The following is a 12,490-nucleotide window of genomic DNA, read 5'->3' as shown; positions in this document are numbered from 1 at the left end:
GGCGTTCACGGGGGTCGGGATCCGGGCGGGTGCGGACCAGGTCCGACGCTGGGCGAACGCCCGGTTCCGGAACGGTGGTCGGGGGTGCGCTCAGGGGCCGAAGCGGCGGCGGTACGCCGAGGGGCTCAGGCCCGTCTCGCGGCGAAGGCGGGCCCGCAGGTTGGCCGCCGTGCCGAGGCCGCTGCGGTGCGCGACCACGTCGAGCCGTTCCTCGCCGCGCTCGATGAGGCGGCACGCCAGTGCGGTGCGCTCGCCGTTCAGCCAGGCCAGTGGGGTGGTGCCGAGCTGCGCGCGAAAGCGCCGGTGCAGCGTGGCCGGGCTGACGGCGGCCCGCGCGGCGAGGTCCGGCACGGTGAGGGGGTCGCCGAGCCGCTCCTGGGCCCAGGCGAGCAGCGGCGCGAGGGATTCATCGGGTACGTCGGGGACGGGGCGCTCCACGAACTGCCGCTGGCCGCCGTCCCGGTGGGCGGCGAAGACCAGGCGCCGCGACACGGAGTTGGCGACCTCCGCGCCGAAGTCGCGGCGCACGAGGTGCAGTCCGAGGTCGAGCGCGGCGGCGCTGCCCGCGGCGGTGAGGATGTCGCCGTCGTCGACGAACAGGACGTCCGGTTCCAGGTGGACGGTGGGGAAGCGGCGCCGGAAGTCGTCCGCCCACTGCCAGTGCGCGGTGGCCCGGCGGCCGTCCAGGACCCCGGCCTCGGCCAGCGTGAAGGCGCCGCTGCAGAAGCCGACGAGCCGGGCCCCGCGGGCGTGGGCGCGGCGGACGGCGTCGAGGACGGCGGGGCGGCGCGGGACCTCGGTGTCGGGACGGTTCGGCACGATCAGGGTGTCGGCGGTGTCGGCGGCCCCGAGGTCGGCGACCCCGGTGAGGGTGAAGAAGCCGTCCCGCATCAGGGTGCGCGGCTCGGGCGAGCAGAGCGTGAACGCGTACAGCTCCCGCCCGAGTTCGGGCCTGCGCAGGCCGAAGACCTCGGCGGCGCAGCCGAGCTCGAAGGGGTTGGAGTTCTCGTCGACGATGACGACGACGTGGTGCGGGGCCCTGCCGTCGCCGCTCCCGCTCCCGCTGCCGCTGCCGCTGTCGCCGCTGCCGCTGTCGCTGCTGTCGGCTCGGTGGCGGCGACCCGGCCCGGAGCCGTGAGAGTTTTCTTGCGCCATATGCGATTTCTAGCACTCGTGGTGCCGCGGGCCAAGGCCCACGATGAGTCCATGACCAACGAAACCGCAGCTCACAGCCACGAGAACACCGCTGAAGGCCACGAGAGCACCGCTCACAGCCGCGAAGCCGCCGCTCACAGCCACGCAGCCGCCGCCCATGGCCGCGCGCCCATCGCCCTGCGCGCCGCCCTGGCCTCCTTCGACGCGCTGTGGAGCCCCCGCATCGTCACCCAGGTCAACGACTACGACGTCCGCGTCGCGAAGGTCGAGGGTGAGTACATCTGGCACGTGCACGACGACACCGACGAGTTCTTCCTGGTCCTGGAGGGCGAGTTGGACATCGCCCTCAGGGAGCCCGCCGGGGAGCGCACGGTCACCCTCGCCAAGGGCGCGGTCTTCACCGTCCCGCGCGGCACGGAGCACAAGCCGATCGCCCGTACCGGCGCCTCGATCCTGCTGTTCGAGCCCACCGGGACGCTCACGGTCGGGGACAGCCACGAGGCCGTACCCGACCGTGTGGACGCGACGACGGGCCACGCGCTGGGCGTCTGAATCACCCGCGCCGCACGCCTCCACCGCATGCCTTTACCGCACGCCCTTACGGCACGCCCTCACTGCACGCAGAACTCGTTGCCCTCCGGGTCCGTCAGCACCACCCACTCGCCGCCCTGCTCCTTCACCCGGCGCTGCACGGCCGCGCCGAGCCCCTCCAGGCGGGCCACTTCCTCGTCGCGGGTGCCGGGCGCGGCGTGCACGTCCACGTGCAGCCGGTTCTTGCCGGACTTCACCTCCGGGACGCGCTGGAAGAGCAGCCGCCGCCCGAGGCCCGTGCCGGTCTCCGCGTCGACGGGGTCGTCGGGGTGCCGTACGGCGATGAGGTCGCGGAAGCTGCGGCGGCCCCGGAAGTCGACGGTCTCCGCCTCCGTCACGGCGCCGAAACCGAGCAGCCGCTCGATGAGGGCGCTGTTGTCCTCGACCTCGTACCCCAGCGTCTCGCCCCAGAAGGCGGCCTGGGCGTGCGGGTCCTGCGCGTCGATCACGAGTTTCCAGTGCAGGGTCATGGTCTCATCGTAACCACTTATAATGGTTACGTGGCGGACATGCGGCAGGACGGGCCGGGAGCAGGGGACGCGGGTGCGGTGGCGCGGAAGGGCGAGCGGGCGCCGGGCGTGATCATGCGTCCGCCGGACGGGCAGGTCTACCGGTTCGATCCGGGCGCGCTCTGCCTGGAGCTGCTCGCGACGGGCGGCCCCGGCGACTTCGCCCGCTTCGAGACGCTGCACGAGCCGTCGGACCTGGTCGCGTGGGCGGGCGGGAGCCGCCTCGGGCCCTGCCTCGAACTAGCCGTCACGGAAGCGGAGTTGGCGTCGGTCCGGCGCCTGCGCGACGCGCTGTTCCTGTTCACGGCCGACCAGGCGCACGGCCGCCCCCGGGACCCCCGCCACCTCGCCGCGATCAACGCCGCCGCGGCCGAGCCCCCGCTCGTCGCCCGCATCGCACCGGACGGCACGCGCGCGTGGGCCCCCGGCGGCACCGGCGCCGGCCTCCTGTCGACCGTCGCCCGCGACGCCGTCGACCTCTTCACCGGCCCGTACGCCCCCCGCGTACGCGAATGCGCCTCCCTCAACTGCTTCCTGCTCTTCGTGGACACCTCACGCCCGGGGCGGCGGCGCTGGTGCGCGATGGAGCGCTGCGGCAACCGCGCGAAGGCGCGCACGCACCGGGCGACCCGGACGGCCCCGAAGGGCCAGGCGGCCCCGAAGTCCTAGGCGGCCCCGGAGGGCCCAATCGCCCCGCAGGCCTAGCGGTCCGCGTCCGCCTCGCGCGCGTCGTACGCGGACCGCGCCGCCGCGATCTCCCCCTGGTGCTCCTCCGTCCACGTCACCAGGGACTGGATCGTGTGGTGCAACGTGCCGCCGAGGGGCGTGAGTTCGTACTCGACGCGCGGCGGTACCACCGGATGCACCGTGCGCAGCACGAGCCCGTCGCGTTCCAGTTGGCGCAGGGTGACCGTCAGCATGCGCTGGCTGATGCCGTCGATCTCGCGGCGCAGCTCCGTGAAGCGCAGGCGGCGCCGGTCCAGGAGCGCGATGACCAGGAGCGACCACTTGTCGGCGACGCGGTCCAGGATCTGCCGGACCTGGCAGTCCTCGCGGGTGTCCCACTGGAAGGGGTCGGCGTCCCCGTAGTCGACGCCGCCCGCCCCGGCCGCCCCGTTCGGCCCGGCCGCGCCCTGCACGGTGCCCACGGTGCCTCCGGAGTTACTCGGTGACTTCAAAGTGCCTTCTTCCATACCTGTCGATGCTGCCCCACGATTCCCTTGGTTACAAGAAGGAACCGGCCGTCGGTTGAGTAACCGACCGTCGGGGACCGACACCCCGAGACCAAGGAGCCATCATGGGCGCCCGCGCCTGGGCACTGCTGCTCGTACTCTGCGGAACGATCTTCCTGGAGGGCATTGACATCGCCATGGTCGCCATCGCGATCCCCTCGATCCGGTCCGACCTGGGCCTTTCGACCGGCACGGCGGCGTGGGTCGTCAGCGGTTACGTCCTCGGGTACGCGGGCTTCACCCTGCTCGGCGGCAGGGCGGCCGATCTGCTCGGCAGGCGGCGGATGTTCCTCACCTGGCTCGGCGTCTTCATGGTCTTCTCGGGGCTCGGCGGCTTCGCGACCGAGGGGTGGATGCTGGTCGTCGCGCGGTTCGTGACGGGCGTGGCGGCGGCGTTCATGACGCCCGCCGCGATGTCGATCATCACCACCTCGTACGCGGAGGGCCCCGAGCGGAACAAGGCGCTGCTGGTCTTCGCCGGGACCTCGGCGGGTGGCTTCTCGCTCGGTCTGGTCGTCGGCGGGCTGCTCACCGAACTCGGCTGGCAGTGGGTGTTCTTCACGCCGGTGCTCTTCGCGGGCGCCATCCTCGCGGCGGCGCTCCGGCTCATCCCGGCGGAGCCGCCCCGCCCGGCCACCGGGCCCTCGCGGCGGTTCGATCTGCCGGGGGCCGCGGCGGCGGCCGGGGCCATGCTGCTGCTCGCCTTCGGCGTCGTGCGGCTCGAACACGGCTTCGCGGACTGGCCGTTGACGGTCGCAGCGGCTCTCGCGGGGCTGCTGCTCGTCGGGGCCTTCGTGGGGATCGAGCGGCGCACGGCGGATCCGCTGGTGCGGCTCGGGATCTTCCGCACCGGGTCCGTGGTGCGGGCCGGGCTCGGGGCGCTGCTCTACCTCGGGGCCTTCATGGGCTTCCAGTTCGTCCTGACGCTCTACCTCCAGGACCTGCGTGGCTGGTCGTCCTGGCAGACCGCCGTCGCGATGATCGTCCTCGGCTGCGACGTGATCCTCTCGCCGACGCTCACCCCGCGCCTGGTCCGGCGGTTCGGCAACGCGCGCGTGATCCTCGGCGGCTTCCTCATGGCCGCCGTCGGCTACGGCCTCTTCCTGCCGGTCGGCGCGGACTGGCCGTACGCCGCGATGTTCCCGACCCTGCTGCTCGCGGGCACCGGCTTCGCCCTCACGCTCGGCCCGCAGATGATCGCGGCGACGGACGGCGTCGCGATGCGGGAACAGGGCCTCGCGAGCGGGCTGTTGCAGACGGCCACGCAGTTCGGCGCGGCGATCGGGATCTCGGCGGTGACGGCTGTGTACGGGCTGGTGTCGGCGGGGGCGCATGAGGGGTCGGGTGCGGATCTGTCGGCGTTCCGCTGGGCGTTGGTCGTGCCGGTGGTCATGGTGGTCCTTGGCGCGGTTGTCGCGCTGGTCGGGGTGCGCAGGAGCCGGGGCGACAGCAGCGGCGGTGCCCGGACCGTCGCGGGCACCCCTCAGCCCGCCTCCCGCAGCGCCCCGGCCTCCCCCCGCCCCGCCGTCAGCGAGGCCCGATAACCGCTGGGCGCGATGCCCCGGATCCGCTTGAACGCGTCGCTGAAGCCGAACCCGTCGGCGTACCCCACCCGCGCGGCCACCGCCGCGACCGTCGCGCCCGGCTCCCGGAGCAGGTCGGCCGCGAGCGCCATGCGCCACTCGGTGAGGTACGCCATCGGGGGCCGCCCCACCAGGTCGGCGAAGTTCCGGGCGAAGGCCGCGCGGGACACCTGGGCGTGCGCGGCGAGCGACGCCACCGTCCAGGCCCGGCCCGGCTCGTCGTGCATGGCGCGCAGGGCCGGGCCCACCACGTCGTCGCCGAGCGCCCGGTACCAGGCGGGCGGGCGGGCCTCGGGCAGGTCGAACCACTCCCGCAGGGTGCAGGCGAGCAGCCAGTCCAGCATCCGGTCCATCACGTACTGGCGGCCGGGCAGGTCGGCGGCCACCTCCTGGGCGATCAGCTCGACGATCGCCAGGCACTCCTCCTCGCCCGGCACGGCGAGCAGCGGCGGCAGCGCGTTGATCAGCCGCCGTCCGCCCCACCCGTCCCACTGGTAGGCACCGGTGACCACTTCCGTCTCGTCGGTGCCGCCCACGGCGAGGCCGAAGGGGCCGGCCGTGCAGATGGCCGCGTCGCCGACTCCCAGGATCCGTGCCTCCCCCGCCACCGTGACGCGGGCCTCCCCACGCAACACCATGACCAGCGTCAGCGCGGCGGGCAGCGGCTTCGGCTCCCAGGCCCCGCTCAGCACCGTACGGTCGAATCGCGCGCCGTCCGCGCGGACACCGCGCAACAGGTCCCCCAGAGCGTCCATGCCCCTACCGTAAACGGCCGCCCGGCCCGGAATCGGGCGCCCGGCCCGGCGGGACGGTCGCCCATGGGGCGCGAGACGGACACCGGCGGGGACCGTGAGACGGACACGCATGCGGCCGAGACGGTCGCCCATGTCCCCAGGTCCGGCGCGGGGGTTGGCTGGTCGCATGACGACGACACCTGACACGACACCTGACTCGGCATCTGACGCGAACGCCCCCATCCTCGTCCTCGGCGCCACCGGCAAGACCGGGCGCCGCATCGTGCCCCGGCTGCGCGCGGCGGGCCACAGCGTGCGGGCCGCGTCCCGCTCCGGCGAGACCCGTTTCGACTGGAACGAACGCTCTACTTGGTCGCCGGTCCTGTCCGGAGTGCGCGCCCTCTACCTCGTCGCGCCGGAGGACCCGGAGCCTGTCGTCGATTTCGTGGCGCAGGCCGCGGCGGCGGGCGTACGCCGCTTCGTGGTCCTGTCCGGGCGCGGTGTCGACGTGTCCGGCGAGGCCTTCCTGCCGGGCATGTGGCGGGCCGAGCGGGCCGTCGCGGAGGCGGGCGTCGACTGGACGGTGGTCCGGGCCAACAACTTCGCGCAGAACTTCTCCGAGGACTACTTCCACGCGCCGCTCCTCGCGGGCCGCCTCGCCCTGCCGGTCGGCGCCACGGCGGAGCCGTTCGTCGACGTGGCGGACATCGCGGACGTCGTGGTCGCGCTGCTCACCGAGGACGGCCACACGCACCGCGTGTACGAACTCTCGGGCCCGCGCGCCCTCACCTACGCCGAGGCGGTCGCGGAGGTCGCGGCGGCGTCGGGCCGCCCGATGCGCTACGAGCCGGTCACGCCGGAGCAGTTCCGGGCCGGGCTGACCGCCGAAGGCGTGCCCGAGGCCGCCGCCCAGGAGCTCACCGACCTGTTCACGTTCGTCGCCGAGGGCCACCTCTCACCGCTGGCGACCGGCGTACGCGACGTGCTGGGCCGCGAGCCGCGGGACTTCACCGAGTACGTGAAGGAGGCGGCCGCAGCGGGAGCTTGGCGCTAGCGGAGGCATCCGGGGCGGCTGCGGTGTCCGGGGCGGCGGTGTCCGGGGCGGCGGCTGCCAAGGCTGCCGCCCGCACCGCGTTGCGCCGCGCGTTGCGCAGCCCGTCGAAGGTCAGCAGCACCAACGCCAGCCACACCAGCGCGAACCCGGCCCACCGCTCGGGCGGCATCGCCTCGTGGAAGTAGAGGATGCCGAGCAGGAACTGGAAGACGGGCGCCAGGTACTGGAGCAGCCCGAGCGTGGACAGCGGCACCCGGATCGCGGCGGCACCGAAGCAGACCAGCGGCGCTGCCGTCACCACGCCGGTGGCGGCGAGCAGCGCGGCGTGCCCGAACCCTTCGGAGGCGAACGTGGCGTCGCCCTGCCAGCCGAGCCACGCCACGAAGGCGATCGCGGGCAGGAACTGCACGGCGGTCTCGGCGGCGAGCGACTCCAGGCCGCCGAGGTTCACCTTCTTCTTGACCAGGCCGTAGGTGGCGAAGGAGAAGGCGAGGCAGAGGGAGATCCACGGCGGGCGGCCGTAGCCGAAGGCGAGGACCAGGACGGCGGCGAGGCCGACGCCGACGGCCGTCCACTGCACCGGGCGCAGCCGTTCGCCGAGCAGCAGGACGCCGATCGCGATGGTGACCAGGGGGTTGATGAAGTAGCCGAGGGAGGCCTCGACGACGTGGCCGGAGTTCACGGCCCAGATGTAGACGCCCCAGTTGAGGGTGATCACGGCGGCGGCCACCGTCACCAGGCCCAGCCTGCGCGGCTGGCGCAGCAGTTCACCGGCCCAGGCCCAGCGGCGTACGACGAGCAGGGCGACGCCGACCACGATCAGCGACCATGCCATCCGGTGGGCCAGGATCTCGCCCGCGCCCGCGGGCTTGAGCAGCGGCCAGAACAGCGGTACGAGGCCCCACATGCCGTACGCGGCGAAGCCGTTCAGCAGGCCTATGCGTGCCTCGGCTTTCGCCTGCGCTGGGGTCACGGCTCCTCCTTCGTGCGCGGACAGCCGCTCGCTGCCGAGCACGAAGGTAGCGCTCCCGGGGGGCGGCTGTCATGTCCGTATCGCAATACGGTCGTGACAGCCGTCTCCGGCGTGCTTCAGCCCTTGAGCGCCGCCGCCACGGCCTCGCTCATCGGTGCCGTCGGGCGTCCGATCAGGCGGGCCAGATCGCCGCTGCCCCCGACGAGCAGGCCGCGCGCTATCGCCGCGTCCACGCCCACGAGGAGCGCGGCGATCGGCTCCGGCATCCCGGCGCCGGTCAGCACGGCGAGGTGCTCGGCGGGGGAGACCTCCTGGTACGTGACGGGCTTGCCGGACTGCGCGGCGACCTCGGCGGCGTACTCCGGGAAGCTCCACGCCACGTCCCCGCTCAGCTCGTACGCGGCGCCCTCGTGCCCGGTTCCGGTCAGCACCGCGACGGCCGCCGCGGCATAGTCGGCACGGGCTGCCGAGGCCACCCGGCCCGCGCCCGCGCTGCCGACGACGGCGTCGTGGGCCAGCACCGGAGCCAGGTGCTCCGTGTAGTTCTCGTGGTACCAGCCGTTGCGCAGGAAGGTGTACGGCAGGCCGGAGGCGAGCACCGCCTGCTCGGTGACCTTGTGCTCGGCGGCCAGGTCGAAGTCGGCGGCGGGCCCGCCGAGTACGCCCGTGTACACCAGGTGCGCGACGCCCGCGGCCCGCGCCGCGTCGATCACGGCCCGGTGCTGCGGCACCCGCTGGCCGACCTCGCTGCCGGAGATCAGCAGCACCTTGTCGCCCGCGCCGAAGGCCCCGGCGAGCGTCTCGGGCGCGTTGTAGTCGGCGACGCGCAGTTCCACGCCGCGCGCGGCGAGGTCGGCGGCCTTCTCCTTGTTCCGTACGACGGCGGCGATCTGCCCGGCGGGCACGCCCGCGTCCAGCAGGCCCTCGACGACGAGGCGGCCGAGGTGTCCGGTGGCTCCGGTGACGACGATGCTCATCTCGAAATCTCCTATTTACCCTGTTCAGGGCCGTTGCGATTCGGTATGCCACTCACCTTAGCTCCGGCACTAACTATCCGTAAGTACCCACTTTGAAGTAAGGTACTGGCATGGCCGTAAGCAGCAGCATCCGGAACGCCCAGGGCGAGCAGATGTGCCCGCACCGCCTCGTCCTGGAGCACGTCACCAGCCGTTGGGGCGTCCTCGTCCTGATCGCCCTCGCGGAGCGGTCGTACCGCTTCAGTGAGCTGCGCCGAGAGATCGGCCGCGTCAGCGAGAAGATGCTGACCCAGACCCTGCAGACGCTGGAGCGCGACGGCATGGTGCACCGCGACGCCAAGCCGGTCATCCCGCCCCGCGTCGACTACTCCCTCACCGAGATGGGGCACGAGGCGGCCGCGCTGGTGCGCGCGCTCGGCGGGTGGGCGGACCGGCGCATGGACGACGTGCTCGTGGCGCGCGAGAAGTACGACGCGGCGCGGTCCTGAACGCCGAAGCGGCCCCATTCTGAACGTGAGGCGGCCCGGTCCTGGGATCAGGACCGGGCCGCCTCACGTTCAGAACCGGGCGCTCCGCGCGCCGAACGGGCGGGCTAGCCGACGACCGTCCAGGTGTCGCCACCGGCGAGCAGCGCCGCGAGGTCGCCCTTGCCGCGCTGCTCGATGGCCGCGTCGAGCTGGTCGGCCATCAGCGTGTCGTACACCGGCCGGTCCACGCTGCGGAAGACGCCGATCGGCGTGTGGTGCAGGGTGTCGGGGTCGGCGAGGCGGGACAGGGCGAAGGCCGTGGTCGGGGACGCGGAGTGGGCGTCGTGGACCAGGATGTCGCGCTCGTTCTCCGGCGTGACCGCGACGACCTTCAGATCGCCGGTGGCCGGGTCGCGGACGACGCCCTTGGAGCTGTCCGTGCCGAAGCGGATCGGCGCGCCGTGCTCCAGGCGGATCACGGCCTCCTCGGCCTGCTGCTTGTCCTTCAGGACCTCGAAGGCGCCGTCGTTGAAGATGTTGCAGTTCTGGTAGATCTCCACGAGCGCCGTGCCCGGGTGGTCGGCGGCCTGGCGGAGCACCTCGGTGAGGTGCTTGCGGTCGGAGTCCACCGTCCGCGCCACGAAGGACGCCTCCGCGCCGATCGCGAGCGACACCGGGTTGAAGGGTGCGTCGAGCGAGCCCATCGGTGTCGACTTGGTGATCTTGCCGACCTCGGAGGTCGGGGAGTACTGCCCCTTGGTGAGGCCGTAGATCCGGTTGTTGAACAGCAGGATCTTCAGGTTCACATTGCGGCGCAGCGCGTGGATGAGGTGGTTGCCGCCGATGGACAGCGCGTCGCCGTCACCGGTGACGACCCAGACGGACAGGTCGCGCCTGCTGGAGGCGAGGCCCGTCGCGATGGCCGGGGCGCGGCCGTGGATGGAGTGCATCCCGTACGTGTTCATGTAGTACGGGAAGCGGGACGAGCAGCCGATGCCGGAGACGAAGACGATGTTCTCCTTGGCCAGGCCGAGCTCGGGCATGAAGCCCTGCACGGCGGCCAGCACCGCGTAGTCGCCGCAGCCGGGGCACCAGCGCACTTCCTGGTCGGACTTGAAGTCCTTCATGGACTGCTTGCCCTCGGCCTTGGGCACGAGCTTCAGAAGCGTCTCGGAACCTGTGGGCCCCGCGAGCGTGGTGTCAGCCATCGATGGCCTCCTTGAGAGCCGTGGCGAGCTGCTCGGCCTTGAACGGCATGCCGTTGACCTGGTTGTACGAGACCGCGTCCACCAGGTATCGGGCGCGGACGAGCGTGGCGAGCTGGCCGAGGTTCATCTCGGGGATCACCACCTTGTCGTAACGCCTCAGGACCTCGCCCAGGTTCCGAGGGAACGGGTTGAGGTGGCGCAGATGCGCCTGCGCGATGCTCTGCCCGGCGGCGCGCAGTCGGCGTACCGCCGCCGTGATCGGCCCGTACGTCGAACCCCAGCCGAGGACGAGCAGGTTGGCGTCGCCGGTCGCGTCGTCGACCTCCAGGTCGGGCACCTCGATGCCGTCCACCTTGGCCTGCCGGGTGCGGACCATGAAGTCGTGGTTGGCCGGGTCGTAGGAGATGTTGCCCGTGCCGTCCTGCTTCTCGATGCCGCCGATGCGGTGCTCCAGGCCCGGCGTGCCCGGGATCGCCCACGGCCGCGCGAGGGTCTTCGGGTCGCGCAGATACGGCCAGAACACTTCGGTGCCGTCCGCCAGCGTGTGGTTGGTGCCGGAGGCGAACTGCGTGCGCAGGTCGGGCAGTTCGTCGGTCTCCGGGACCCGCCACGGCTCGGAGCCGTTGGCCAGATAGCCGTCGGACAGCAGGAAGACCGGCGTGCGGTACGTGACGGCGATCCGGGCCGCCTCGATCGCGGCGTCGAAGCAGTCCGCCGGGGTGCGCGGCGCGACGACCGGCACCGGGGCCTCGCCATTGCGGCCGTACATCGCCTGCAGGAGGTCCGCCTGCTCGGTCTTGGTCGGCAGGCCCGTGGACGGGCCGCCGCGCTGGATGTCGACGATCAGCAGCGGCAGCTCCAGGGAGACCGCGAGGCCGATGGTCTCCGACTTCAGCGCCACACCGGGACCGGAGGTGGTCGTGACGGCCAGCGAGCCGCCGAAGGCCGCGCCGAGCGCCGCGCCGATGCCCGCGATCTCGTCCTCGGCCTGGAAGGTCCGCACGCCGAAGTTCTTGTGCTTGCTCAGCTCGTGCAGGATGTCCGAGGCCGGCGTGATCGGGTACGAGCCCAGGTACAGCGGCAGGTCCGCCTGGCGGGCGGCCGCGATCAGGCCGTACGACAGGGCCAGGTTGCCGGAGATGTTGCGGTACGTGCCCGTGGGGAACGCCTTGGCCGCGGGCGCCACCTCGTAGCTGACCGCGAAGTCCTCGGTCGTCTCGCCGAAGTTCCAGCCCGCGCGGAACGCGGCGATGTTCGCGGCGGCGATCTCCGGCTTCTTGGCGAACTTGGTCTTGAGGAACTTCTCGGTGCCCTCGGTCGGCCGGTGGTACATCCACGAGAGCAGCCCGAGCGCGAACATGTTCTTCGACCGCCCCGCGTCCTTCCGCGAGAGGTCGAACTCCTTCAGCGCCTCCACCGTCAGCGTGGTCAGCGGCACCGGGTGCACCTGGAAGCCGTCCAGCGAACCGTCTTCCAGCGGCGAGGTCTCGTACCCCACCTTCTGCATGGCGCGCTTGGTGAACTCGTCCGTGTTCACGATGACCTCGGCGCCGCGCGGCACATCGCCGATGTTCGCCTTCAGGGCCGCCGGGTTCATCGCGACCAGCACGTTCGGCGCGTCGCCCGGGGTGAGGATGTCGTGGTCCGCGAAGTGCAGCTGGAACGACGACACGCCGGGCAGCGTCCCGGCGGGGGCGCGGATCTCGGCGGGGAAGTTCGGCAGCGTCGACAGGTCGTTGCCGAAGGACGCCGTCTCGGAAGTGAACCGGTCACCCGTGAGCTGCATGCCGTCACCGGAGTCACCCGCGAACCGGATGATCACCCGGTCGAGGCGGCGTACATCCTTCTCGCCCGCAGCGGCCCTGCGCTGCTCTCCTACGACGGCTCCGTCGGCCTGCTCGGCCGGGCTACTGACCTGGCTGGTCACTGAACTGGACCTCCCTCGAGGCGGCTGTGCGGGAGCGGCAGGCCGCCCTGCCCTCCCATCGCCCACCCTACGTCGGTAAG

At 72.4% G+C, this 12,490-nt stretch carries 13 protein-coding genes; 5 read left to right on the top strand and 8 right to left on the bottom strand.

Features of this window, described 5'->3' with window-relative positions; genetic code table 11:
- Positions 1–90: 90 nt before the first annotated feature.
- Positions 91–1,155, bottom strand: a complete 1,065-nt coding sequence (locus tag IE274_RS22700; RefSeq protein ID WP_229909725.1) for a GlxA family transcriptional regulator — start codon at positions 1,153–1,155, stop codon at positions 91–93.
- A gap of 171 nt (positions 1,156–1,326) precedes the next feature.
- Here IE274_RS22700 and IE274_RS22695 point away from each other — a divergent pair, with 171 nt between their 5' ends.
- On the top strand, positions 1,327–1,707 hold the full coding sequence (locus tag IE274_RS22695; protein ID WP_190117813.1) for a cupin domain-containing protein: 381 nt from the start codon (positions 1,327–1,329) through the stop codon (positions 1,705–1,707).
- Positions 1,708–1,766: 59 nt separating this feature from the next.
- On the opposite strand, the gene IE274_RS22690 is transcribed toward IE274_RS22695, so the two are convergent.
- On the bottom strand, positions 1,767–2,216 hold the full coding sequence (locus IE274_RS22690; RefSeq protein ID WP_190117672.1) for a VOC family protein: 450 nt from the start codon (positions 2,214–2,216) through the stop codon (positions 1,767–1,769).
- A gap of 114 nt (positions 2,217–2,330) precedes the next feature.
- Between IE274_RS22690 and IE274_RS22685 the strand changes: the two genes are divergently transcribed.
- Positions 2,331–2,924, top strand: a complete 594-nt coding sequence (locus IE274_RS22685; protein WP_190117812.1) for a CGNR zinc finger domain-containing protein — start codon at positions 2,331–2,333, stop codon at positions 2,922–2,924.
- A gap of 32 nt (positions 2,925–2,956) precedes the next feature.
- On the opposite strand, the gene IE274_RS22680 is transcribed toward IE274_RS22685, so the two are convergent.
- Positions 2,957–3,448 carry a winged helix-turn-helix transcriptional regulator gene (locus tag IE274_RS22680; protein ID WP_190117671.1) on the bottom strand — a complete coding sequence of 164 codons (492 nt, stop codon included), beginning with the start codon at positions 3,446–3,448 and terminating at the stop codon, positions 2,957–2,959.
- Between the two features lie 104 nt (positions 3,449–3,552).
- Here IE274_RS22680 and IE274_RS22675 point away from each other — a divergent pair, with 104 nt between their 5' ends.
- On the top strand, positions 3,553–5,031 hold the full coding sequence (locus tag IE274_RS22675) for an MFS transporter (RefSeq protein WP_190117670.1): 1,479 nt from the start codon (positions 3,553–3,555) through the stop codon (positions 5,029–5,031).
- Here IE274_RS22675 and IE274_RS22670 read toward each other — a convergent pair.
- Entirely contained in the window at positions 4,971–5,825 is an 855-nt protein-coding gene (locus IE274_RS22670) for an AraC family transcriptional regulator (protein WP_190117669.1), read from the bottom strand. The two genes, IE274_RS22675 and IE274_RS22670, sit on opposite strands and share 61 nt — an antisense overlap.
- Positions 5,826–5,991: 166 nt before the next feature.
- Here IE274_RS22670 and IE274_RS22665 point away from each other — a divergent pair, with 166 nt between their 5' ends.
- Entirely contained in the window at positions 5,992–6,858 is an 867-nt protein-coding gene (locus IE274_RS22665) for an NmrA family NAD(P)-binding protein (protein ID WP_190117668.1), read from the top strand.
- Here IE274_RS22665 and rarD read toward each other — a convergent pair.
- Both rarD and IE274_RS22655 read right to left on the bottom strand, forming a co-directional pair.
- Positions 6,812–7,831: an EamA family transporter RarD gene (rarD, locus tag IE274_RS22660; RefSeq protein WP_229909724.1), complete on the bottom strand. Its 1,020-nt coding sequence runs from the start codon at positions 7,829–7,831 to the stop codon at positions 6,812–6,814. The genes IE274_RS22665 and rarD overlap by 47 nt on opposite strands.
- A gap of 116 nt (positions 7,832–7,947) precedes the next feature.
- Positions 7,948–8,808: an SDR family oxidoreductase gene (locus IE274_RS22655; RefSeq protein ID WP_190117667.1), complete on the bottom strand. Its 861-nt coding sequence runs from the start codon at positions 8,806–8,808 to the stop codon at positions 7,948–7,950.
- Positions 8,809–8,918: 110 nt separating this feature from the next.
- Here IE274_RS22655 and IE274_RS22650 point away from each other — a divergent pair, with 110 nt between their 5' ends.
- Positions 8,919–9,296, top strand: a complete 378-nt coding sequence (locus tag IE274_RS22650; protein ID WP_190117666.1) for a winged helix-turn-helix transcriptional regulator — start codon at positions 8,919–8,921, stop codon at positions 9,294–9,296.
- Between the two features lie 104 nt (positions 9,297–9,400).
- Here IE274_RS22650 and IE274_RS22645 read toward each other — a convergent pair whose 3' ends face one another.
- Positions 9,401–10,483 carry a 2-oxoacid:ferredoxin oxidoreductase subunit beta gene (locus IE274_RS22645; RefSeq protein WP_190117665.1) on the bottom strand — a complete coding sequence of 361 codons (1,083 nt, stop codon included), beginning with the start codon at positions 10,481–10,483 and terminating at the stop codon, positions 9,401–9,403.
- On the bottom strand, positions 10,476–12,410 hold the full coding sequence (locus tag IE274_RS22640) for a 2-oxoacid:acceptor oxidoreductase subunit alpha (RefSeq protein WP_190117664.1): 1,935 nt from the start codon (positions 12,408–12,410) through the stop codon (positions 10,476–10,478). The genes IE274_RS22645 and IE274_RS22640 overlap by 8 nt, the downstream gene beginning before the upstream one ends.
- Positions 12,411–12,490 lie beyond the last annotated feature (80 nt).

The sequence above is a fragment of the Streptomyces flavofungini genome (assembly GCF_014650815.1).
In the GTDB taxonomy this organism is placed as follows: domain Bacteria; phylum Actinomycetota; class Actinomycetes; order Streptomycetales; family Streptomycetaceae; genus Streptomyces; species Streptomyces flavofungini.
Note: the sequence above shows the minus strand (reverse complement) of the source record. Positions and strands in the feature narration are given on the sequence as shown.